The 22,355-nt window shown below is 71.5% G+C and carries 18 protein-coding genes; 4 read left to right on the top strand and 14 right to left on the bottom strand.

Annotated features, from left to right (window positions below; translation table 11 throughout):
- Positions 1–10 precede the first annotated feature (10 nt).
- Positions 11–1,834: an aspartate--tRNA ligase gene (gene aspS / locus O7634_RS20815; protein WP_278151789.1), complete on the bottom strand. Its 1,824-nt coding sequence runs from the start codon at positions 1,832–1,834 to the stop codon at positions 11–13.
- A 154-nt stretch (positions 1,835–1,988) separates the two neighbouring features.
- Here aspS and O7634_RS20810 point away from each other — a divergent pair, with 154 nt between their 5' ends.
- A complete protein-coding gene (locus O7634_RS20810) occupies positions 1,989–2,708 on the top strand; it encodes a DUF998 domain-containing protein (protein WP_278151788.1) in 720 nt (239 codons plus the stop codon).
- Between the two features lie 62 nt (positions 2,709–2,770).
- Here the strand turns inward: O7634_RS20810 and O7634_RS20805 are convergent, their stop codons facing one another.
- From O7634_RS20805 to O7634_RS20790, 4 genes are all read right to left on the bottom strand, one after another.
- Positions 2,771–3,817, bottom strand: coding sequence for a S1 family peptidase (locus O7634_RS20805; RefSeq protein ID WP_278151787.1), 1,047 nt, complete (start codon positions 3,815–3,817; stop codon positions 2,771–2,773).
- A gap of 698 nt (positions 3,818–4,515) precedes the next feature.
- The gene (locus O7634_RS20800) at positions 4,516–5,439 is read right to left on the bottom strand and encodes an acyl-ACP desaturase (protein ID WP_278154033.1); all 924 of its coding nucleotides are present in this window, start codon (positions 5,437–5,439) and stop codon (positions 4,516–4,518) included.
- Between the two features lie 89 nt (positions 5,440–5,528).
- A complete protein-coding gene (gene hisS, locus O7634_RS20795; protein WP_278151786.1) occupies positions 5,529–6,857 on the bottom strand; it encodes a histidine--tRNA ligase in 1,329 nt (442 codons plus the stop codon).
- A gap of 74 nt (positions 6,858–6,931) precedes the next feature.
- Positions 6,932–7,642, bottom strand: a complete 711-nt coding sequence (locus tag O7634_RS20790; RefSeq protein WP_278151785.1) for an MBL fold metallo-hydrolase — start codon at positions 7,640–7,642, stop codon at positions 6,932–6,934.
- Positions 7,643–7,914: 272 nt separating this feature from the next.
- Here O7634_RS20790 and O7634_RS20785 point away from each other — a divergent pair, with 272 nt between their 5' ends.
- Positions 7,915–8,793: a peptidylprolyl isomerase gene (locus O7634_RS20785; protein ID WP_278151784.1), complete on the top strand. Its 879-nt coding sequence runs from the start codon at positions 7,915–7,917 to the stop codon at positions 8,791–8,793.
- Positions 8,794–8,853: 60 nt separating this feature from the next.
- On the top strand, positions 8,854–9,690 hold the full coding sequence (locus tag O7634_RS20780) for a peptidylprolyl isomerase (RefSeq protein ID WP_278151783.1): 837 nt from the start codon (positions 8,854–8,856) through the stop codon (positions 9,688–9,690).
- A 117-nt stretch (positions 9,691–9,807) separates the two neighbouring features.
- On the opposite strand, the gene O7634_RS20775 is transcribed toward O7634_RS20780, so the two are convergent.
- From O7634_RS20775 to O7634_RS20735, 9 genes are all read right to left on the bottom strand, one after another.
- Entirely contained in the window at positions 9,808–12,327 is a 2,520-nt protein-coding gene (locus tag O7634_RS20775) for a bifunctional (p)ppGpp synthetase/guanosine-3',5'-bis(diphosphate) 3'-pyrophosphohydrolase (RefSeq protein WP_278151782.1), read from the bottom strand.
- A gap of 169 nt (positions 12,328–12,496) precedes the next feature.
- Positions 12,497–13,063: an adenine phosphoribosyltransferase gene (locus tag O7634_RS20770; protein WP_278151781.1), complete on the bottom strand. Its 567-nt coding sequence runs from the start codon at positions 13,061–13,063 to the stop codon at positions 12,497–12,499.
- A gap of 89 nt (positions 13,064–13,152) precedes the next feature.
- Complete coding sequence (secF, locus tag O7634_RS20765) at positions 13,153–14,346, bottom strand: protein translocase subunit SecF (RefSeq protein WP_278151780.1); 1,194 nt, start codon at positions 14,344–14,346, stop codon at positions 13,153–13,155.
- 1 nt (position 14,347) lies between these two features.
- A complete protein-coding gene (secD, locus tag O7634_RS20760) occupies positions 14,348–16,246 on the bottom strand; it encodes a protein translocase subunit SecD (RefSeq protein WP_278151779.1) in 1,899 nt (632 codons plus the stop codon).
- Positions 16,247–16,511: 265 nt separating this feature from the next.
- Positions 16,512–16,868, bottom strand: a complete 357-nt coding sequence (gene yajC / locus O7634_RS20755) for a preprotein translocase subunit YajC (protein WP_278151778.1) — start codon at positions 16,866–16,868, stop codon at positions 16,512–16,514.
- Positions 16,869–16,989: 121 nt separating this feature from the next.
- Complete coding sequence (ruvB, locus tag O7634_RS20750) at positions 16,990–18,057, bottom strand: Holliday junction branch migration DNA helicase RuvB (protein WP_278151777.1); 1,068 nt, start codon at positions 18,055–18,057, stop codon at positions 16,990–16,992.
- Between the two features lie 146 nt (positions 18,058–18,203).
- Complete coding sequence (ruvA, locus tag O7634_RS20745; protein ID WP_278151776.1) at positions 18,204–18,806, bottom strand: Holliday junction branch migration protein RuvA; 603 nt, start codon at positions 18,804–18,806, stop codon at positions 18,204–18,206.
- Complete coding sequence (gene ruvC / locus O7634_RS20740; protein WP_278151775.1) at positions 18,803–19,330, bottom strand: crossover junction endodeoxyribonuclease RuvC; 528 nt, start codon at positions 19,328–19,330, stop codon at positions 18,803–18,805. Before ruvC ends, ruvA begins: the two co-directional genes overlap by 4 nt.
- 373 nt (positions 19,331–19,703) lie before the next feature.
- Entirely contained in the window at positions 19,704–21,110 is a 1,407-nt protein-coding gene (locus O7634_RS20735; protein ID WP_278150502.1) for an IS4 family transposase, read from the bottom strand.
- Between the two features lie 453 nt (positions 21,111–21,563).
- On the opposite strand from O7634_RS20735, the gene O7634_RS20730 reads away from it, so the two are divergent.
- Complete coding sequence (locus O7634_RS20730) at positions 21,564–22,346, top strand: 3-hydroxybutyrate dehydrogenase (RefSeq protein ID WP_278151774.1); 783 nt, start codon at positions 21,564–21,566, stop codon at positions 22,344–22,346.
- Positions 22,347–22,355 lie beyond the last annotated feature (9 nt).

Raw genomic sequence — 22,355 nt, 5'->3', positions numbered from 1 at the left:
CCAAGCACCGTCAGACCGGGTCGGCGACCGGGGCCGCCGGGCCGGCCGTGCCGGAGTGGGCCGTGGCGGCGGACTTCGGCTTGGCGTCGATGCCGGCCTCGGCGCGCTGCTGCGCGGTGATCGGGGTGGGGGCGCTGGTCAGTGGGTCGAAGCCACCGCGGGTCTTCGGGAAGGCGATGACCTCGCGGATCGAGTCCGCGCCGGCGAGCAGCATGCAGACCCGGTCCCAGCCGAAGGCGATGCCGCCGTGCGGCGGGGCGCCGTACTTGAACGCCTCCAGCAGGAAGCCGAACTTGTCCTGCGCCTCCTCGGGGGAGATGCCGAGCAGGTCGAAGACCCGCTTCTGCACGTCACCCCGGTGGATACGGATCGACCCGCCGCCGATCTCGTTGCCGTTGCAGACGATGTCGTACGCGTACGCCAAGGCCCGGTCGGGCGCCTCCTCGAACCGGTCCACCCACTCGGCGTTGGGCGAGGTGAACGGGTGGTGCACGGCCGTCCAGCCACCCGCCTGGCCGCTCTCCTGGTCGGAGGCCGGCTCGAACATCGGCGCGTCGACCACCCAGCAGAACGCCCAGGCGCTCTCGTCGACCAGGCCGGCCCGCCTGGCGATCTCGACCCGGGCCGCGCCGAGCAGCTCCTGCGCCTCCCGGGTGGTCGCGCTGGCGGCGAAGAAGACCGCGTCGCCCGGCTTGGCGCCCACCGCGTCGGCGAGCCCACCCAGGTGCTCCGGGGAGAGGTTCTTGGCGACCGGCCCGCGCGCCTCGCCGGTCTCGGCGTCCAGCACCACGTACGCCAGGCCCCGCGCGCCGCGCGCCTTCGCCCAGTCCTGCCAGCCGTCCAGCTCCTTGCGGCTCTGCGCCGCGCCGCCCGGCATCACCACAGCCCCGACGTAGCCACCCGCGTCGATCGCGCCGGCGAACACCCGGAACTCGGTGCCGCGCAGGTAGTCGGTCAGCTCGGTCAGCTCCACGCCGTAGCGCAGGTCCGGCTTGTCCGAGCCGTACCGGGCCATCGCGTCGTGCCAGGTGATCCGCGGGATCGGCCGGGTGATCTCGTGCCCGGCCAGGTCCTTCCAGAGCGCCGAGACGATCGCCTCGCCGAGGTCGATCACGTCGTCCTCGGTCACGAAGGACATCTCGATGTCGAGCTGGGTGAACTCCGGCTGCCGGTCGGCCCGGAAGTCCTCGTCGCGGTAGCAGCGGGCGATCTGGTAATACCGCTCCATCCCGCCGACCATCAGCAGCTGCTTGAACAGCTGCGGCGACTGCGGCAGCGCGTACCAACTGCCCGGCTGGAGACGCACCGGCACCAGGAAGTCGCGGGCGCCCTCCGGGGTCGAGCGGGTCAGGGTCGGCGTCTCGATCTCCAGGAAGTCGCGCTCGTGCAGCACCCCCCGGGCGAGCTGGCTGGCCCGCGAGCGCAGCCGCAGCGCCTTGGCCGGACCGCTGCGCCGCAGGTCCAGGTAGCGGTAGCGCAGCCGGATGTCGTCACCGGCCTCGATCTGGTCGTCCACCGGCAGCGGCAGCGGAGCGGCCTCGGAGAGCACCTCAAGCTCGGCGGCGGTCACCTCGACCTCACCGGTGGGCAGCTCCGGGTTCTCGTTGCCGGCCGGCCGCCGGGTCACCTCGCCGACGACCTTCACGCAGAACTCGTTGCGCAGCGCGTGCGCGTCCTCCTCGCGGAACACCACCTGGACGACGCCGGAGCCGTCGCGCAGGTCGACGAAGATGACCCCGCCGTGGTCGCGCCGGCGGGCCACCCAGCCGGCGAGCGTCACCGTCGAGCCGGCGTCCGCCGCGCGCAGGCTTCCGGCATTGTGGGTACGGATCACGGCTGGCAACTCCTCATCGTGGAACAGTCCTCACCGGCATTCTGTCAGGGGTGAACGCCTAGCCTCCGGGCACCCGGCAGGCCGGCGCGATTCGCTGGTGGGGTGCGCCGCCGAAGCCGGTCCGGTCGCGGGCCACGCCGGTTACCGTGGCGAAATGCGCGCCGTACCGAACTGGGCCGTCGCCACGGCGGCGGCCGCGCCCGTGTTGCTGGTGGCCGGATGGACGGTGGCGGAATCCCGGCAGCCGGTCGGGTACGACCCGGTCCGAGACACCATCAGCGAGCTGGCGGGGCAGGACGCCACCGACGCCTGGATCATGGTGGCGACCCTGGTGCTGTTGGGCTGCTGTTACCTGTCCGTCGCCGCGGTGCTGCACGCGGCCGGGCTGCCCAGCCGATTCCTGCTCGCGGTCGGCGGGGTGGCGACCATCGCGCTCGTCGCCTTTCCCCGGCCGCCGGTGGGCGGGTCGCTCAGTCACGGCGTCGCGGCGACGGTGGCGGTGCTCGCCCTGGTGCTCTGGCCGGCCGGCTCGGCGCTACGGCTGCCGCGCGCCGAGCACGGCAGACACCCGACCCGGCCGGAGCCGCCGTGGGCGTTCCGCCGGGCGGTGGCGCTGAGCGCAACGGCGGTGCTGCTCGCGCTCTTCGGCTGGTGCGCGTTCGAGGTGACCAGCGGGTCCCGTACCGGGCTGGCCGAGCGGGTGACGGCGGTGGCCGTCTCGCTGTGGCCCCTGCTGGCGGTCCTCTCCGCCCGGCGGGCGCACCTCGCCTGGTCGGCGTCCGGCGCGCCGACGCTTGGCACGGCGTCACCGACCGCCGGTGTCGTCCCCCCGGATCCCCTGCGGCCCGCGGACGGGCCCGACCGGCTCGCCTGAGCCTGCCGCAGACGCGGCGCGGGCCGCCGGATTCCTCCGGCGGCCCGCGGTCGGTCGATCGATCAGAAGACGCTGACGCCGTAACGGCTGAGCGCCTCGGTGACCGGCTGGAAGAAGGTCGTGCCGCCGGTGCGGCAGTTGCCGCTACCACCGGAGGTCAGACCCAGCGCGGTGCTGCCGGAGAACAGCGAGCCGCCGCTGTCGCCCGGCTCGGCGCAGACGTTGGTGCGGATCAGGCCGGAGACCGAGCCCTCGGCGTAGTTCACAGTGGCGTTGGTGGCGGTCACCGAGCCGCCGCGCAGGCCGGTGGTGCTGCCGGAGCGCTGCACCGACAGGCCGACCGACGCGTTGCCAGCGCCGGTGATGTCCCGGTAGCTGCCGTTGTAGAGGTAGACGTTGCCGGCGGCGTTGGCGGAGTTGTTGTGCCGCACGATGCCGTAGTCGTTGCCCGGGAAGCTGGTGCCGGTACGGCTGCCGAGCAGCGCGGTCTGGGCGGAGTTCGAGTACCAGCTGGCCGAGATGTTGGTGCAGTGCCCGGCCGTCAGGAACGAGTAGGTGCTGCCGCTGCGCACGTTGAAGCCGAGCGAGCAGCGCCCGCCGCCACCGGCGTAGATGGCCTGGCCGCCGGAGATCCGGGTGCTCAGCACGCCGGCCTCCGCCTCGACCCGGACCGCGCCGTTGGCCCGCGCGGCGGCGGCCTTGACCCGCTCCAGCTTCGCCCCGGTGACGGTGCTGTCCACCGAGACGACGACCTGGTTGGTGACCGGGTCGCTCCACCAGGCGGTGCCCGGAATCTTGGCGGAACGCTCCAGGTCGGCGGTGGCCCGGTTGAGCTCCGCGGCGCCGCGGGTGACGTAGCGGACGGTGGCGCCCGCCCTGCTCGCCTTGCTGGCGGCAGCGGCGTCGGTCACCGTGACGACGGACCTGCCGCTGGCGTCGATGTACGAGCCGGCGGAGCGGTCGCCGAGTTCGGCGGAGATGGCCGCGGCGGCGTCGGGTGAGGCGGCCGGGGCGGCCTGGGCGGGCGCGCCGATCAGCGTGCCGACGACCAGGCTTCCGGAGACGGCAACTGTGGCCGCAACACGGAATGAGGACCTCGTGGGTCGCATGTAACAAACCTCCTGGGCGGGGGAGCGGGTCTGGCCGGAGGGCGGCTGACCCGAGGGCAACCCGGCCGATCTGGGGAAACCGGCCGAGTGAACTGAAGTATTCACATCCTTAAGATCATTGACAAGCCTTGGATTCGCCCGTGTTCGTCGATCGCGAGCCGAGCAGTGCCGCAACACCGCAGACTCGCTGGCGTACAACCACCGTCACACGTTATGTTCACCGGAATCGATGAGATGGGGGGTGCGTGACGCGCCGCGACGCGTCCGGAGACACGACGGCGGACACCAAGCCGGCACGGGGCGCCACGGAGCGCATCCGCTTCCCGTTATGCCCGCCGGAACCCCACAACCCGACGCGCCACCCGTCACCCTGAGTAACAACAAACGAAAACCCCCTCCCCCTGCCCCCCACCCCCGCCCCCGCCCCCGCCCCTGACCTTGACCCCGTTGATCATGAAGTTATCGCCACGACACGCCGACGCGAGTGGCAATAACTTCATGATCAACCGGGCGGGGCCGGGCGGGCGGGGCCGGGCGGGGCCGGGCGGGCGGGGTGGGGCCGGGCGAGGTGGGGCCGGGCGGGGTGGGGCCGGGCGGGGTGGGGCCGGGCGAGGTGGGGCCGGGCGGGGTGGGGCCGGGCGGGGTGGGGCCGGGCGAGGTGGGGCCGGGCGGGGCCGGGTGGGGCGGGGTGGGGTGGGTCAGCGTTGGGACAGGCGGGCGTTTCTGGCGTCGCGCTTTTCCTCGAAGCGGCTCGCGGCACGGTCCAGGGTCGCCAGGTGGGCGGCCAACTGCTCCTGGGCCGCCTCGCCGTCGGCGTCGAGTCCGGTCACGTTGAAGACGTCCCACTGCCGCAGCACCGGCTGCAACACCTCGTCGCGGTGCTGACGCAGGTCGTAGATGCCGGCCAGGGCGATCGCCACCGACTTACGGGCGAAGCCCTCGATGCCGTTGCCCGGCATCTGGAAGTCGGCCACCACGTCGGCCACGGCCCGCATGGCCTGGCTGGGGGCCAGCTCGAAGGCGGCGGCGAGCAGGTTGCGGTAGAAGACCATGTGCAGGTTCTCGTCGGCGGCCACCCGGGCCAGCAGCGCCTCGCAGACCGGGTCGCCGGTGGCCTTGCCGGTGTTGCGGTGCGAGATCCGGGTGGCCAGCTCCTGGAACGAGACGTACGCCAGCGAGTGCAGCACCTCGTCGCCGTGGGCGTTGGTGTAGCCCTCCGACATGTGCGTCATCCGGGCGCGCTCCAGCGCCACCGGGTCGACCGCCCGGGTGACGGTCAGGTAGTCGCGGATGGCGACACCGTGCCGCCCCTCCTCGGCGGTCCAGCGGTGCACCCAGGTGCCCCAGGCGCCGTCCCGGCCGAAGAGGGTGGCGATCTCGTGGTGGTACGAGGGCAGGTTGTCCTCGGTCAGCAGGTTCACGATCAGCGCGGTGCGGGCCACGTCCGGGATCGTGGAGTCGGTCGGCGACCACGCCTCGCCGCCGAGCGGCCCGTCGAAGGTGCGTCCCTCGCTCCACGGCACGTACTCGTGCGGGAACCACTCCTTCGCCAACCCCAGATGGCGGTCGAGGTTGCGAGCGACGACCGGCTCCAACTCGACGAGCAGTGCGGTCTGACTCATTGTGGTGCTGACGGTCACGGAATGCTCCCTACGGTGGCGTAACTTACGCTACCGTAGGTCCCAACGGCCGTTAACGCCAGCGGAGACGCTCAACCAACAGCTGGTTTGAGGTCCGCCACCGGTGGCATCCAGTCCTGCGCGCCGGCCGTGACCTGCTCACCGGAGCGGATGTCCTTCACCTCGTCCGACCCGCCGTCGACGCCCGGGAACCACACGTACGGGATGCCGCGCCGCTCGGCGTAGCGGATCTGCTTGCCGAACTTCGCCGCGCTCGGCGACACCTCGGTCGGCACGCCGCGTCGCCGCAACGCCTCGGCCACCCGGTTGCTCGCGGTCCGCTGCTCCTCGCTGGTCACCGCGACGAGCACGGCGGTCGGCACCTGCCGCGAGACCGACAGCTCCCCCGCGCCGAAGAGCAGCCCGAGCAGCCGGGTCACCCCGATCGAGATCCCCACCCCGGGGTACGAGACGGCTCCGGCGCTGGCCAGGTTGTCGTACCGGCCGCCGGAGCAGATGGACCCGAACCGCTCGTAACCGCGCAGCTGGGTCTCGTAGACGGTGCCGGTGTAGTAGTCCAGGCCGCGCGCGATGCGCAGGTCCGCAACGCAGAGGCCGGGCGCGTGCTCGGCGGCGGTCCGCACCACCCGGACCAGTTCCTCGATGCCCTCGTCGAGCAGCGGGTCGCTCACCCCGAGCGCCCGGACGGCGTCGGCGAACGAGTCGTCCGGGGCGGAGATCTCGGCCAGCGCCAGGCATGCCTTGGCCTGCGCCTCGGTGGCGCCGGCGGTCTGCGCCAGCAGGTCGGTCACCTTCGCCGGGCCGATCTTGTCGAGCTTGTCGACGGCGCGCAGCGCGGCCTCCGGGTCGGTCACCCCGATACCCCGGAAGAAGCCCTCCCAGATCTTGCGGTTGTTGACCTGGATGGTCACCGGCGGGATCGGCAGCGAGCGCAGCGCGTCGCCGATGACCAGCGGCATCTCCGCCTCGTGGTGCGCGGCCAGCGTGTCCCGGTCGACGATGTCGATGTCGGCCTGGACGAACTCCCGGTAGCGGCCCTCCTGCGGTCGCTCACCGCGCCAGACCTTCTGGATCTGGTAGCGGCGGAACGGGAAGCTCAGCTTGCCGGCGTTCTCCAGCACGTACCGGGCGAACGGCACTGTCAGGTCGAAGTGCAGGCCCAACTGGTCGTCCCCACCGCCGCCCTCGGCGTCGGCGTGCAGCCGGCGGATCACGTAGACCTCCTTCGAGGTCTCGCCCTTGCGCAGCAACTGGTCCAGCGGCTCCACGGCGCGGGTCTCCAGCGGGGCGAAGCCGTACAGCTCGAAGGTGGCCCGGATCTTGTCGAGCACGAACTGCTCGATCATCCGCTGGCCGGGGGTCCACTCCGGGAAGCCGGAGATGGGCGTGGGCTTGCTCATCGGCGTACTCCTTGCGGTTCCGCGCCGGTGGCGCGGCGGTGTCGAGGGTCCGCGCGCAGGGCGCGGACGACGATCTAGAGGCCCCGGGTGGGCGCGGCCGGCGTCGTGCCAGCCACCTCGATGAGGTACGGGTTGCTGGCGCGCTCGCGGCCGATGGTGGTGGCCGGGCCGTGGCCCGGTAGCACGACGGTGTCGTCGGCCAACGGGAGGATCTTGTCGCGCAGGCTGGTCAGCATGGCCGGCATGCTGCCGCCCGGCAGGTCGGTGCGGCCGATGGACCCGGCGAAGAGGACGTCACCGGAGAGGCACAGCTCGTCGGCCTCCCAGTCGGACCCCGCGCCCGGCAGGCGGAACAGCACCGACCCGCCGGTATGGCCCGGGGCGTGGTCGACGGTGATCTCCAGGCCGGCGAGGGTGAGCGTCGCGCCGTCGGTCAACGCCGCCACGTCCTCCGGCTCGGTGTAGCTGAGCCGACCACCGAAGAGCGCCGTCAGATCGGCCGAGAGGCCCTTGGACGGGTCGGCCAGCATCTCCCGGTCGCCGGGGTGCACGTAGGCGGTGATGCCGCGCGCGCCGCAGACCGGCGCGACCGAGAAGGTGTGGTCGAGGTGGCCGTGGGTGAGCAGCACGGCGGCCGGATGCAGGCGGTGCTCGGCGAGCAGCGCGTCGAGCTGGCCGAGCACCCCGATGCCGGGGTCGACCACCACGCACTGCTCCCCCGGCGCGGTGGCGACCACGTAGCAGTTGGTGCCGAAGGCGTCCGCGGGAAAGCCGGCCACGAGCACGGGCGCTGTCCTCTCCGTCGAGCTGCTGTCGTCCTGTCCAGCAGCCTAACGGGCGGCCCCCGCGGGTTTTGCGCCGTCCCGTCCCGCACGCCCCGGGCGACACAGTGACACCTCCCGATAAGCGCTGCTCGGGACGGGGTGGACCTCGTACACCACATTCCCAGTCACTAGCCGTACACTCTGGCGGGCATGTGGCGCGGCACACGTGACGCCCGGACGGGCCGGGGCGACCGGCCGCCGGCGACGACCAGGTAGCGGAAAGGGGAGCACGGGTGGCTTCCAGCAGGGACCGGCAGCGCAAACTGGCGCGGGCCAAGCTCGACCGGCAGATGGCTCGCCGGGCGGCCGCCACGCGGCGCCGCCGGCAGATCCAGGCCGGCGTCGGCGCGGCCCTGATCCTCGTCCTGGTCGTGGCGGGCTCGGCGTGGGCGCTCGGGGCGTTCGACTCGGACCCGAAGCAGAACACGGCGGCCGAGGAGACCTGCCTCTGGACGCCGCAGGACGCGACGGCCAACACCAACCTCAAGGACGTCGGCACGCCCGCGAGCAAGGACCTGCCCACCGACGGCACCCGGGCGATGACCGTCACCACGAACCAGGGCGGCCCGATCACCGCGGAGCTGAACCTGACCAACTCCCCGTGCGCCGCCGCGAGCATCGCGCACCTGGCGAGCCGGTCGTTCTACGACAACACGAAGTGCCACGAGATCACCACCGAGGGCGCGCTGCGCTGCGGCGACCCCAGCGGCACCGGTCTGGGCGGCCCGACCTACTCGTTCTACGACGAGGAGGTGCCGACCGCGCCGTCCCCGTCGGCCAGCCCGGCCGCCGGTCAGCCGCCGACGTACCCCAAGGGCACGGTGACGATGATCTCGAACCCGCCGGGCAGCAACGGCAGCCAGTTCCTGATCTTCTTCAAGGACTTCACCACCGCCGACCCCAAGTACCCGGTGATCGGCCGGGTGACCGGCGGCCTGGACGTGGTGGAGAAGATCGGCGCCCTCCCGACCGTGGACAATGGCACGGGGGCCAAGGTCAAGCCCAGCACCGACGTGACGATCCAGAGCCTGACGGTCGGTGAGCCGGTCACCGGCGCGGCGCCCGCGCCGTCGGCCTCCGGCGCCCCGGCCAGCAGCCCGAGCGCCGGCTGACCGGGCGCTCCCACCCACCCGAAGCGGCACTCAGCAGCAGACAGCCAGGAGGATCCAGGCGTGACGTCCACCAGAGAGCGGCAGCGCGCGGCGGCCCGCGCCCGGCTCGAGAAGGAGATGGCCGAGCGCGCGGCCAAGGCCCGCAAGCGCCGGCAGACGACGGCGATCATCAGCGCGGGTGCCGCGCTGGTGCTGGTGGTCGCCGGCACCGTCTGGCTGGCGATGTCCCTCGGCGACGACGACAAACCCGACACCACCACGGCGGCGGCCGGGGCGTCCGAGTGCGCGTACACCACGCTGCCCACGGACCAGCGGCCCCCGCAGATCAAGGACGTCGGGGTGCCGAGCAACGAGCAGTCCAACAAGGGCGTGCAGACCATGACGATCGACACCAACCTCGGTCCGATCACCGCCAAGGTCGACAGGTCGCTGGTGCCGTGCACGGCGGGCAGCTTCACCTACCTCGCCGAGAAGAACTTCTTCGACAACAGCAAGTGCCACCGGATGGTGACCGAGGGCATCAAGGTGTTGCAGTGCGGTGACCCCAGCGCCACCGGCAACGGGTGGCGTCCCACCGACGGCCAGGGCGGCCCGAGCTACCGCCTGGCGGAGGAGAACCTGCCCACCGACAAGCGCCCGCCGTACCCGGAGGGTGTCATCGCGATGGCCAACAACGGCCAGCCGGGCAGCACCGGCAGCCAGTTCTTCATCGTCTACGGCGACTCGCCGCTGGACCCGGCGTACACGGTGCTGGGCACCGTCACCGGCGGTCTGGACATCGTCAAGGACGTGGCCAAGGCCGGCGACGACGGGGCTTTCGCCCCGCAGCCCGGCGGTGGCCATCCCAAGAAGGAGGTCATCATCAAGGACCTCACGATGAGCAACCCGCAGGGCTGACCTCCCGCGCGCACGACGGGCGCCCGCCGGCTGAGCCGGCGGGCGCTGTTGTTTCCGGGGTACGCCCCCGGGTGGTGTCCGGTGGACGGCCTCAGGCGGTTTCCGGTGGGGACGGCCTCAGGCGCCCGAGGTGACCCGGTAGGCGTCGAAGACGCCGTCGACCTTGCGGACCGTTGCCAGCAGGTGGCCCAGGTGCTTCGGGTCGGCCATCTCGAAGCTGAACCGGCTCACCGCGACCCGGTCGCGGGTGGTGGTGACGGTGGCGGAGAGGATGTTGACCCGCTCGTCGGAGAGCACCCGGGTGACGTCGGCCAGCAGCTTGTGCCGGTCCAGGGCCTCGACCTGGATGGCGACCAGGAACGTGGACGCGGACGTGAGCTTCCAACTCACCTCGACCACCCGCTCGGCCTGGGCCCGCAGGTCCTCGGCGTTGGCGCAGTCGTCGCGGTGCACGCTGACCCCGCCGGAGCGGGTGACGAAGCCGAACACCGAATCCGGTGGGACCGGGGTGCAGCAGCGCGCCAACTTGATCCAGACGTCGCTGACGCCCCGGACGACGACGCCCGGGTCGCTGCTGCTCTGCCGGCTGCGCGGCGGCCGGGTGGCGACGGCGGTCTCGGCGATGTCCTCCGCCGCGCCCTCCTCGCCGCCGTACGCGGCCATCAGCTTCTGCACCACCGACTGCGCGGAGACCTGGCTGTCGCCGACCGCCGCGTAGAGCGACGCCACGTCCGCCAGGTGCAGGTCCCGCGCGATCGACATCAGCGCGTCGGAGGTGAGCATCCGCTGCAACGGCATGCCCTGTTTGCGCATCGCCTTGACGATCGCGTCCTTGCCGGCCTCGATCGCCTCCTCGCGCCGCTCCTTGTTGAAGTACTGGCGGATCTTGGTGCGGGCGCGCGGGCTCTTGACGAAGCCCAGCCAGTCCTGTGTCGGGCCGGCCGTCTCGGACTTCGACGTGAAGATCTCGATCACGTCGCCGTTGGACAGCGTCGACTCCAGCGGCACCAGCTTGCCGTTGACCCGCGCGCCGATGCACTTGTGCCCGACCTCGGTGTGCACCGCGTACGCGAAGTCGACGGGCGTCGAACCGGTCGGCAGCGGGATGACGTCACCCTTGGGGGTGAAGACGTACACCTCCTGGCTGGACAGGTCGAAGCGCAGCGCGTCCAGGAACTCGCTCGGGTCGGCCGCCTCCCGCTGCCAGTCCAGCAACTGCCGCAGCCAGGTCATCTCGTCGATGTGCGCCGGCGGGCCGACGATCTGGGTGCCCTTGTGCTCCTTGTACTTCCAGTGCGCGGCGATGCCGAACTCCGCGGTGCGGTGCATCGCGTACGTGCGGATCTGCATCTCCACCGGCTTGCCGGTGGGCCCGATGACAGTCGTGTGCAACGACTGGTACATGTTGAACTTGGGCATCGCGATGTAGTCCTTGAACCGGCCCGGCACCGGCTGCCAGTTGGCGTGGATCACGCCCAGCGCCGCGTAGCAGTCCCGCACCGTGTCGACCAGGATGCGCACCCCGACCAGGTCGTAGATGTCGTTGAAGTCGCGACCCCGCACGATCATCTTCTGGTAGATCGAGTAGAGGTGCTTCGGCCGCCCGGTGGTCTCCGCCTTGATCTTGGCGGCCTTCAGGTCCGTCTGCACCTTCTGCGTCACCTGCCGCAGAAGCGCCTCGCGCTGCGGCTGGTGCTCACCGATCAGCCGGTTGATCTCCTCGTAGCGCTTCGGGAACAGGGTGCCGAAGGAGAGGTCCTCCAACTCCCACTTGATCGTGTTCATCCCGAGCCGGTGCGCCAGCGGCGCCAGGATCTCCAGCGTCTCCTTCGCCTTCTGCTCCTGCTTGGGGCGGGGCAGGAAGGTCAGGGTGCGCATGTTGTGCAGCCGGTCGGCGAGCTTGATCACCAGGACCCGCGGGTCCTTCGCCATCGCGACGACCATCTTGCGGATCGTCTCAGCCTTGGCCGCGTCGCCCAGCTTGACCTTGTCGAGCTTGGTGACGCCGTCGACCAGCAGGGCGACCTCGCCACCGAAGTCGGCCCGCATCTGGTCGAGCGAGTATTCGGTGTCCTCGATCGTGTCGTGCAGCAGCGCCGCGACCAGCGTCGTGGTGTCCATCCCCAGGTTGCCCAGGATCGTGGCCACGGCCAGGGGGTGGGTGATGTAGGGGTCGCCGGACTTGCGGTACTGCCCGGAGTGCCACCGCGCGGCCGTGTCGAAGGCGCGCTGGAGCAGCCGGGCGTCGGCCTTGGGGTGGTTGTCCCGGTGGCTCGCGATCAGCGGCTCCAGCACCTCGCTGACCTGTGAGGTCTGCCAGGGCGCGTTGAAACGGGCCAACCGGGCCCGGACCCGCCGGCCGGTGGGCGCGCTGGACAGCCCGAACCCACCGCTCGGCGACGGGTCGATGCCGGCGTCGGTCGGGAACGACCCGGACCCGTCGAGCCCCGGCGACGCCTCCGTGCGCGCCGCGCCGCCGGTCGGGCGCTGCGCGCCCTCGCCCGGGGCTGCGGTGGAGCCGGTGCCGGTGCCCGTCACCCGGGCCGGCGCGTCGCCTGTCCGGTCGCTCACCGAGCTGTCAGCGTCGCCTGTCGGGTGCACCGTGCCCTCCGCCGGAGGGACGACATCGTGGGACACCGGCCTCCTCACCGCTCGCCGGAAACACGCCAGCCGAAGCTCGGCCGGCCTGGTCTCGCGCCGCCGGACGGGTCACGCCGACGTCAGCAAAGGGCAATGCTACCCGCACGCACGGTCCGCTGCCGCTCCGCCGGACGGTCGGCGCCGACTCCGACCGACGGGCCGGGGATCAAACAGTCAGCAGGGCATGGACGGGACGCGGGGCCAGTCGCTCACGCCCACCCAGGAAGCCCAGCTCCAGCAGGACCGTGAAACCGGTGACAGTGCCGCCGGCCCGCTCGACCAGGTCCAGCGTCGCCTCGGCGGTGCCCCCGGTGGCCAGCACGTCGTCGACCACCAGCACCCGGTGCCCGGCGGTGAAGGCGTCCTCGTGCACCTCGAGGGTGGCCTCGCCGTACTCCAGCGCGTAGGAGACCGAGTGCGCGGGGCGGGGCAGCTTGCCGGCCTTGCGCACCGGCACCACGCCCACCTCGGCCGCGTACGCGATGGCCGCCGCCACCACGAACCCGCGCGCCTCGATGCCCACCACCACGTCGAAGGTGTCCCGCCCGTGGTACGCGACGATCCCGTCGATCACCTCACGGAAGACCTTGGCGTCGGCGAAGAGCGGCATCAGGTCCTTGAACAGGACACCGGGCTTGGGGAAGTCGGGCACGTCCAGCACCCGGCTGGCGACCAGTCGGGCGGCCTCCGGGCCGCTGTCTCCCCGCGCGGCGGTGCTGTGGGTCTCCGTCACGGCTGTCTCGCTCCCCTTCGACGACGAACGGCGTCCGGCAGTGCTGCTCTGACAGCATGCCGGACGCCGTCCGGATGGTTCGTTCCGGGTCAGCGCCGCTTGGCGCCACCGGGCCGGTTGCCGCCGCCACCCGGGCGACCGCCCCGCGCGCCGGTCGGGCGCTTACCGGCCGGGCGCGCGCCCACCTTGGGAGCGGCGCCGGCCAGCGCGGCGGCGTCCGGGTCGACCGGCTCGTCGGCAGCGGCCGCAGGGGCCGGGCTCGCGGCGCCCTTCGCGGGGACCTCGCCCCGACTGACCGCGCCCCGCCGGGCCAGGACGCGCTTGTTGTGCGCCTGGATCCGCGGGTCGTAGTTCTTCAGCAGGGCCAGCAGCGGCGTGGCCACCAGGATGGAGGTCAGGAACGCCACCGCCATACCGACGAACAGCACCAGGCCGAGGTCCTTCAGCGTGCCCGCGCCGAGCAGGCCGGCACCGATGAAGAGCAGGCCACCGACCGGCAGCAGGGCCACCACCGAGGTGTTCAGCGACCGCATCAGGCTCTGGTTGACGGCCAGGTTGGCCGCCTCGCCGTACGTCTGGTTGTTGTTGGCGGTGATGCCCCGGGTGTTCTCCTGCACCTTGTCGAAGACCACCACCACGTCGTAGAGCGCGAAGCCCAGGATGGTGAGGAAGCCGATGATCGTCGACGGGGTGACCTCGAAGCCGACCAGCGAGTAGATGCCGGCGGTGAGAACCAGGTTCATGATCAGCGAGGCGACGGCGGCGACCGCCATCCGCCACTCGAAGCGCAGGATCAGGTAGACCATCACCAGCGCGACGAAGATGACCAGACCGAGCAGGGCGCGCTCGGTGACCTGGCTACCCCACGCCTCGCTGACCTGGTTGCCGCTGATCTGGTCGGCGTTGATGCCCAGGTCCTCGGCGATCTGCGCCTTGACCGCGTTGGCCTGCTCGGCGCTCAACTGCCCGGTACGCAGCTCGTAGGAGTCACCACCGGGGCCGCCGACCTTCTGCGCCGTCACCACCTCGGTGCCGGTGTTCTGGGCGGCGAGGGCCGCGTCGACCTCCCGCTCGGCGTCGTCCAGGGTGCCGACGCTCGCCGGCACCTGGAACGAGTTGCCACCGGCGAACTCGATGCCCAGGCTGAAGCCGCGGATCGAGAAGCTGAGGATCGCGATCAGGACCAGGAGCCCGGCGACGCTGAACCAGAGCTTGCGCCGGCCGACGATGTTGAGGCCGGCCTCGCCGTTGTAGAGACGGCTCGCCAAACCGTTTCTCGCCATCTCAGGCCTCCTTGGCGCGCGGGTTGCGGGGCTGGGTCGGCTGGGTCCGGGCGGGCAACGCCCGGCCCAACCCGCTGACCCGCGGGGACAGGAACGCCCGGGTCCGGGCGAACATCGTCATGATCGGGTGCCGGAAGAGGAAGACCACGACCAGGTCGAGCACTGTGGCCAGGCCCAGGGCGAACGCGAAGCCCTTCACCGTGCCGACCGAGACCACGTAGAGCACCACCGCGGAGAGCAGGGTGATCGCGTTGGCCGAGATGATCGTCCGGCGGGCCCGGATCCAGGCCCGGGGCACGGCGCTACGCGGGCTGCGCCCCTCCCGGATCTCGTCCTTCAACCGTTCGAAGTAGATGACGAACGAGTCCGCCGCCACACCGAGTGAGACGATCATGCCGGCGATGCCGGCGAGGGTGAGCGTGAAGCCGATCTGCCGGCCGAGCACCACCAGCGCGCCGAAGACCAGCAGCGCGGAGAGGATGAGGCTCAGGAAGATGACCGAGCCGAGCAGCCGGTAGTAGAAGAACGAGTAGATGATGACCAGCAGCATGCCGATCCCGGCCGCGAGCAGACCGGCACGCAGGTGGCTGGCACCCAGCGTCGCGGTGACGTTCTGCTGCTCCTGCGGCTCGAAGGTCACCGGCAGCGCGCCGTAGCGCAGCTGGCCGGCGAGCGCGCTGGCGTCCTTCTGGTTGAAGTTACCGGTGATCTGGGAGTTGCCGGTCAGCACGCCCTGGATCTCCGGGGAGGAGACGATCTCGTTGTCCAGCACGACGGCCACCCGGCACTTGCCGTCCTGGCCCAGCGCTGTCGCGTCGCAGGCCTGACCCTCGTTGTTGAACGCCTCCCGGGTCAGGGCCGTCCACTTGCCCTGGCCCTCGCCGGTGAAGTCCAGACTGACGACCCAGGAGTTGGTCTGGTCGAGCACCGCGTCGGCGTCGCCCACGTCGGTGCCCTCGACCTTGGCCTGGTCGAGGAGGTACTTCGAGGCGCCGTCCTCGCAGGCGACGACCTGCTGCTTCGGGTCGGAGATCGAGGCCGGCGGGCGCTTGTCGAGCTGCGCGCAGCCGATCGTCGGCACGTTGAACTGCATCTGGGCCGGCAGCACCGCGACCTCCTGCGGCGTCAGCGTGCCGAACGGCTTGAGCTTGTCGCCCAGCGACGGGTCGGCGGTCAGGTCGGCCGGGGCCTGCAGCCCGCTGGCGGCCTGCCAGGCGGCGGCGCCGACCTTCTGCTCGATGGCCTTGCGCTGCTCCTCGACGCTGGCCGGAACCGGCTCGGCGCTGGCGGTGGCGCTCGGGGTGGCCGACGCGGACGCCGGCGGCGTCGGGGTGGCGCTCGGCGACGCGGGCGCCATGCCGCCCTGACCACCGCTCGGCGACGAGGTCACCTTCGGCGACGGGCTGCCGGTCGGGGTGGGCGTGGCGCCACCGGTCGGGGTCGGGGTCGCGGCGCCGGACGGGGTCGGCGTGGCGGCCGGCGGTGCGGCGACGGTCCCGCTGCCGTCCGCGGCCTTGAGCACCTTGCGGAAGCGCAGCTCGGCCGCGCTGCCCACCTCGTCGATGTCCCGGTTCTCACCGGGCAGGGAGATGACGATGTTCCGGTTGCCCTCGGTGACCACCTCGGCCTCGGCAACACCGAGCCCGTTGACCCGGCTCTCGATGATCTGCCGGGCCTCCTCGAGGTTCTCCGCGGTCGGCGGCCTGCCGTCGACGGAGTTGGTCGCCTCCAGCGTCAGCCGGGTGCCGCCGATCAGGTCCAGGCCGAGCTTGGGCTCGAGCCGGTCCTTCAGGCTGCCGTTGGTGCCGGCGAAGAACACCAGAAGATAGAGGACCACGAAGATGAACCCGAGCACGGCGAGCTGCCGCCCGGGGCGCATCTGTCCCTGAGGTGGTGCCACGGCTGTCCTGTCTCCCTGTACGGTCGCGCCGCTCTGCGTAGCGACGGCGGTGTCGGGCCGGTGGTCCCGCCCGACGGGGTCTGCCTTGAGCCGACGAGTGGCCGACACGAGGACCGGGCACCCCGGCGCGGATCGCCGACGGTCACGGGAACGTGTCGACGCCCGACGTCGACCCAACTATCCAGTTTTCACGTCTCGTCCGCTGCCCCGTCGGCGCGGCGACCCCGGAGGCCGGCGGACCGGCCACCATCCCCGGGGGGGACGGTCAGTCCTTCGCGGTGTCCGCGTCCTCGGTGACCGGCTCGCTCGGCAGCTCCGCGCGGGTGACCACCCGGGCGATGGCCGGGCGGGCGTAGCGGGTCTGCACGCCCGGGGCGACCTCGAGCAGGACGGTCTCGTCCTCGACGCCGGTGACCGTGCCGTAGAGCCCGCCGATCGTCACGACCTCGTCGCCGGGGCCGAGGTTGGACTGCATGGCCTCCGCCTCACGACGGCGCTTCTGCTGCGGCCGGATCATCATGAAATACATGACGCCGAAGAGCAGGGCGATCATCAGGATCGGCGTGAAACCGCCGGCCCCGCCGCCCGATGCTGCGTAATGCACGGTTACTGACCTTCCCATTGGCCACCTGCCGGCACCGGGGGTGCCGGAGCGGAGGCGGATTCTCACGTCCTGTACAGACCGCGGCGAAGTCTAAACCCTGCACCTGAGAACACCGAATGCGGCACAGATCACGTTCACATCACGGCTGTTCGGTATCCAAGGAGAACAGATCGGGCAGCGCCTGACTATCCGCACCAAATGTACCATTTGGTGGAGTACGACCCAGATGCCGCCAGGCGGCCTCGGTGGCCACCCGACCCCGGGGCGTACGTGCCAACAGACCAGCCCGGACCAGGAACGGCTCGCAGACCTCCTCGACCGTGTCCGGTTGCTCGCCCACCGCCACCGCGAGGGTGGACAGCCCGACCGGCCCGCCCCGGAACGAGTCGACGAGCGCGGTCAGCACGGCCCGGTCCAACCGGTCCAGACCGAGCGCGTCCACGTCGTACACGATCAGGGCCGCGCGGGCGGTGTCGCGGTCGACCACCCCGTCGGCGCGGACCTCGGCGTAGTCGCGGACCCGGCGCAGCAGGCGGTTCGCGATCCGCGGCGTGCCCCGCGACCGACCGGCGATCTCGGTCGCGCCGTCCGGGGTGATCGGCACACCGAGAATCCGCGCCGAGCGGTGCAGCAGCGTCTCCAGATCCGCCGGGGCGTAGAAGTCGAGATGCGCCACGAAGCCGAACCGGTCCCGCATCGGTCCGGTCAACAGGCCCGACCGGGTCGTCGCGCCGACCAGCGTGAACGGCTCGACGTCCAGCGGGATCGCCGTCGCCCCCGGACCCTTGCCGACCACCACGTCGACCCGGAAGTCCTCCATCGCGCTGTAGAGCAGCTCCTCGGCCGGCCGCGCGATACGGTGGATCTCGTCGATGAAGAGCACGTCACCCTCGGCGAGACTGGTCAGAATCGCCGCCAGGTCGCCGGAGCGCTCGATCGCCGGGCCGCTGGTCACCCGGATGCCCGAGCCCAACTCGGCGGCGACGATGTTCGCCAGACTCGTCTTTCCCAGCCCGGGCGGACCGGAGAGCAGGATGTGATCCGGAGGCGACCCCCGCCGCATCGCACCCTGCAACAACAGGTCGAGCTGGTCGCGCACCCGGTCCTGGGCGACGAACTCGGACAGCCGTCTCGGCCGTACCGTGGCCTCCGCGTCCCGGTCGGCGTCGCTGACGTACGCCGAGACGAGCCCGTCGGTCTCGCTCACTGCGCTTCCTTCGCTCGCGACTGCGGGGCTCGCAAACCCGGCTCACTCCTCGCGCTCACCGTGCCACCTTCGATCGCGACTGCGGGGCTCGCAAACCCGGCTCACTCCTCGCGCTCACCGTGCCACCTTCGCTCGCGGCCGGGCGGTCATCGGGTCCGGCCGAGCAGTCGGATGGCCTGCTTGAGCAGGACCGGCACCGGTGGCGTGGCACCGTCGATCGTCTCCGCCACGGCGGCCACCGCCTGGTCGGCCTGGGCGGCCGTCCAGCCCAGCCCGACCAGCGCCTGCCGCACCTGGTCCGGCCAGTTGCCGCCGGTCACCCCGCCCACACCGTCGACACCGATCGGCACCGGGCCGATCCGGTCGCGCAACTCCAGCACCAGGCGTTCCGCGCCCTTCTTACCGATTCCCGGGACCCGGGTCAGCGCCGCCGTGTCGGCGTTGGCGATCGCCTTGCGGACCGCGTCCGGGGTGTGCACCGCCAGCACCGCCTGGGCCAGTCGCGGACCGACGCCGCTGGCCGTCTGGAGCAGCTCGAACAGCGCCTTGGCGTCGTCGTCCGCGAACCCGTAGAGGGTCAGCGAATCCTCCCGCACGATCAGGCTGGTGGCGAGCCGGGCGACCTGGCCGACCCGCAGCTCCGCGAGGGTGCCCGGGGCGCAGTGCACGGCGAGGCCGACCCCACCGACCTCGATCACGGCCTGGTCCGGACCTGTCGCGGTCACCGTGCCGCGCACACTGGCGATCATCGTGCTCCTCCTCGTCGTGCCCGGTCGGCCGCGGCGGCCAGCTTGGAGCGGGTCCCGCCGCGCCAGACATGGCAGATGGCCAGCGCCAGCGCGTCGGCGGCGTCGGCCGGCTTCGGCGGCTCGGCCAGTCGCAGCAGCCGGGTCACCATCGCTGTCATCTGCGCCTTGTCGGCCTGACCCGACCCGGTCACGGCCGCCTTCACCTCGCTCGGGGTGTACGTCTGCACGGGCAACCCGGCGCGCGCCCCGGCCAGCACGGCGACGCCGCTGGCCTGCGCGGTGCCCATCACCGTCCGGACGTTGTGCTGGCTGAACACCCGCTCGACGGCCACGCTCTGCGGTTGGTGCTCGGCGACCAGGTCGGTGAGCGACCGGTCCAGGTGCAGCAGGCGCAGGGCGAGGTCGTCCGCCGGATCGGTGTAGACCACGTAGTAGGCGATCAGGGTGCAGGGCCGCCCCGGCACACCCTCGACCACGCCCACCCCGCAGCGGGTCAACCCCGGGTCGACACCGAGCACGCGCACGCCGCCCCCTCCCCAGCCGTCAGCAGTACGTGTGTTCGACACCCTAACCGGCCCTCATCCCCCCGCCCACACGGGACACGCCCACCCCGCGCCCGCGCCGCCCGGGCCCGCGCCGCCCGTCTCGGTGCCCCGCGCCCGTCCCCGATGCCCCGCGCCCGGCGCCCCGGTCTCCGCAGTTCCCCGGATGTTGCTGCCTCCGACTCGCGGGAGACAGCAACGTCCCTGTTATTGCGCGGATCTTGACGCCGAACACGATCCCCGACCGACCAAGGACGGATTCGGCACGGCGGACGCCGGCAAGATCACGCTCGATCCAGGATGCAGTGGCCACGCAGCGCAGGAAGCCACTACATCATGGACAACGCCGTTGCGTTTAGCGCTGTGAGCGGGAGGCAAGTCCTTTCTCGAAGACTGTGATGTCGGCGTGGAAGCTGTAGGTCTGTGCGGTTGGGGGGTGTTGTCGCGTGTTCGGGCCGTACTTGCTGGTCGGGTTCTTGCGGGTGCGGGCTTTGACGCGGGGGCGGCGCTGTGTGGGTAGGAGGTTGGCCAGCGCGGCCTGGCCTATCGCGCCGAGGAGATCGGCGGGGCCGTCGGGGTGGATCGCGCTGGCGGTGGTGATCGTGTTGACGGCGGTGTCGATGAGGATGGTGAAGCTGAGCCGGTCCATGTCCAGGCCCGGTTGGGTTGACGCGGCGTCTGCGGCGGCGCGGATGAGGGCTTGGTAGGTGGTGAGGAGGGCATATACCTCTTGCTCGATGCCGGGGATGCTGTGAGAGCGCAGGACGCGGCCGTTGAGCATGGTGGCTTTGATCGAGTAGTAGGTGGTCTCGGCCTGCCAGCGTTCGTGGTAGAGGTTGATGAGTTCTCGGGCGGGGTAGCGGGCGTGATCGGTCAGGCTGGTGATCAGGCGCCACTGCTCGCGGCGCACCGTGCCGTCGGCCAGGGTGATGGTGACCTGCGCTTCGATGACTCGTATCAGGATGAGGGCGGGTAGGGTGCCGTAGCCGATGCGGGTCAGGTAGGAGCCATCGGGCAGGCGTTGCGCGATGGTCGGGCGGCGGCAGGCGGTGGAGCGGACGAGGAACTGCGCGCCGGTGGCGGCCACGTCGTGCAGGAATCGCGCGGCGTCGAAGCCGGCGTCGGCCAGCAGCAGCATCGCGCGGTCCAGTGCGCCTACCAGGCGGTGGGCATAGGGCAGTTCGCCTCCTGCATCGGGGCCGAAGTCCGCGGCGAGCAGGGCGCGGGTCCCGCACTCGATCACCACGAGCAGTCGCAGCAGCGGGTAGCCGAACTCCCGCCGGTCTCCTACCCGTTTGCGGTAGCGCCAGGTGACCTGTTCCCGGTCGGGCACGTGCAGGTGAGTGCCGTCGATGGCTACGGTGCGCAGGCCCCGGTAGAACACGCCGGGCTGGCTGGGCAGGCCGACGACACCAGCCAACGTCTCGAACAGCCGCCGTAGCGGCGCCGCTCCGATCCGGCGGCGGGCGCGGGCAAGTGAGGAGACGCTCGGGCGCGTCAGGCGCAGGTCCGTCAGGGCGGCGGTCAGCTTCCCCCAGGTCGCCAGATAGGAACAGCGCTCGAACAGAGCGAGCGCGAGGACGAAATACACCACGACCCGAGACGGCAGCAGCCGCAGCCGCTTCTCCCGTGTCCCGGTCTCCTCCAACACCGCGTCTACCAGGTCAAAATCGATGATCTGCGTCAACTCACCCAGATGACCGGGCGCGTACACACCCCCGGCCACCCCGAACGACCGGCTGATGACAGACTTCTCCTGCAACGGGACTCCTGACAACGATCACCTTGCTCGACACAAGCTGATCTATCAGAAGTCCCGTTCGCGTCTTCAAAGCCTTGACTCAAGCCCCGATCGCCAAACGCAACGGCGTTGACATCATGGATGTTGCGCGATCTTGCGGCGAAGGCGGCGCAGGGCACGAAGGCGGCGCAGGCCAGAGCGGCGCGGGCCAGAGCGGCGCGGGCCAGAGCGGCGCGGGCCAGAGCGGCGCGGGCCAGAGCGGCGCGGGCCAGAGCGGCGCGGGCCAGAGCGGCGCGGGCCAGGGCCCGCAGCGCGACAGGCGTTGCGGGGCAGGGGATCGGCTACAGGGGCTGGCGACCGGAAGGCGCGGGCGGTCGTCGTCGGCGGAGGCGGCGCGGGCCACACAGCTTCGGGTCGGAGTATGTGTCGCCGGCCCATGTGCCGGGAAGCACACAGCTCGTAACTTCTTGCGCCATGACGGCAGAACCCGTGGCGGTCCCCCACGTCGTACAGGTCGACCTCGCCGGTCGGACCGCCCTGGTCACCGGTGGCGGCAGCGGCATCGGGCGGGCGTGCGCCCTGCGGTTGGGCGCGGCCGGCGCCACGGTGCTCGTGCTGGACCGCAACCTGGAGGCCGCCAAGGAGGTGGCCGCCGAGGCCGGGGGCCGGGCCGAGGGCGTCGACCTGTCCGACGCCGCGGCGGTGGAGCAGCTCGACATGGACGTGGACATCGTGGTGAACAACGCGGGCCTCCAGCATGTCGCGCCGGTGCAGGACTTCCCGGTCGAGCGGTTCGAGTACATCCAGCGGGTGATGGTGCAGGCGCCGTTCCTGCTGATCCGCCGGGCCCTGCCGCACATGTACGACCGGGGCTGGGGGCGAATCGTCAACATCTCCTCGGTGCACGGCGTACGCGCCTCGCCGTACAAGGCGGCCTACGTCTCGGCCAAACACGCCCTGGAGGGGTTGTCCAAGGTGGTCGCCCTGGAGGGCGCCGCGCACGGGGTCACCGCCAACTGCATCAACCCGGCGTACGTGCGGACCGCGCTGGTGGAGAGCCAGATCGCCGACCAGGCGGCCACGCACGGCATCGACGAGACCGAGGTGGTCGAGAAGATCATGCTGGCCCGGGCCGCGATCAAGCGGCTGATCGAGCCGGCCGAGGTCGCCGAGCTGGTGGCGTACCTCTGCTCGCCGCCAGCGGCGTTCATCAGCGGCGCGTCGATCGCGCTCGACGGGGGCTGGACGGCCAACTAGTGGGCCCGC

It is taken from the genome of Micromonospora sp. WMMD1120 (genome assembly GCF_029626235.1).
Lineage (GTDB): Bacteria > Actinomycetota > Actinomycetes > Mycobacteriales > Micromonosporaceae > Micromonospora.
The sequence above is the reverse complement of the archived record's forward strand: the minus strand, read 5'-3'. Positions and strand labels throughout refer to the sequence as shown.

What these genes read in the sequence shown, in the direction of transcription:
- O7634_RS20810 (WP_278151788.1), top strand. Translation starts at nt 1,989, where the DNA reads ATGCGCGCCGTACCGAACTGGGCCGTCGCCACGGCGGCGGCCGCGCCC.
- O7634_RS20805 (WP_278151787.1), bottom strand. Translation starts at nt 3,817, where the DNA reads ATGCGACCCACGAGGTCCTCATTCCGTGTTGCGGCCACAGTTGCCGTC.
- O7634_RS20800 (WP_278154033.1), bottom strand. Translation starts at nt 5,439, where the DNA reads ATGAGTCAGACCGCACTGCTCGTCGAGTTGGAGCCGGTCGTCGCTCGC.
- hisS (WP_278151786.1), bottom strand. Translation starts at nt 6,857, where the DNA reads ATGAGCAAGCCCACGCCCATCTCCGGCTTCCCGGAGTGGACCCCCGGC.
- secF (WP_278151780.1), bottom strand. Translation starts at nt 14,346, where the DNA reads ATGGCGAGAAACGGTTTGGCGAGCCGTCTCTACAACGGCGAGGCCGGC.
- yajC (WP_278151778.1), bottom strand. Translation starts at nt 16,868, where the DNA reads ATGGGAAGGTCAGTAACCGTGCATTACGCAGCATCGGGCGGCGGGGCC.
- ruvA (WP_278151776.1), bottom strand. Translation starts at nt 18,806, where the DNA reads ATGATCGCCAGTGTGCGCGGCACGGTGACCGCGACAGGTCCGGACCAG.
- O7634_RS20730 (WP_278151774.1), top strand. Translation starts at nt 21,564, where the DNA reads ATGACGGCAGAACCCGTGGCGGTCCCCCACGTCGTACAGGTCGACCTC.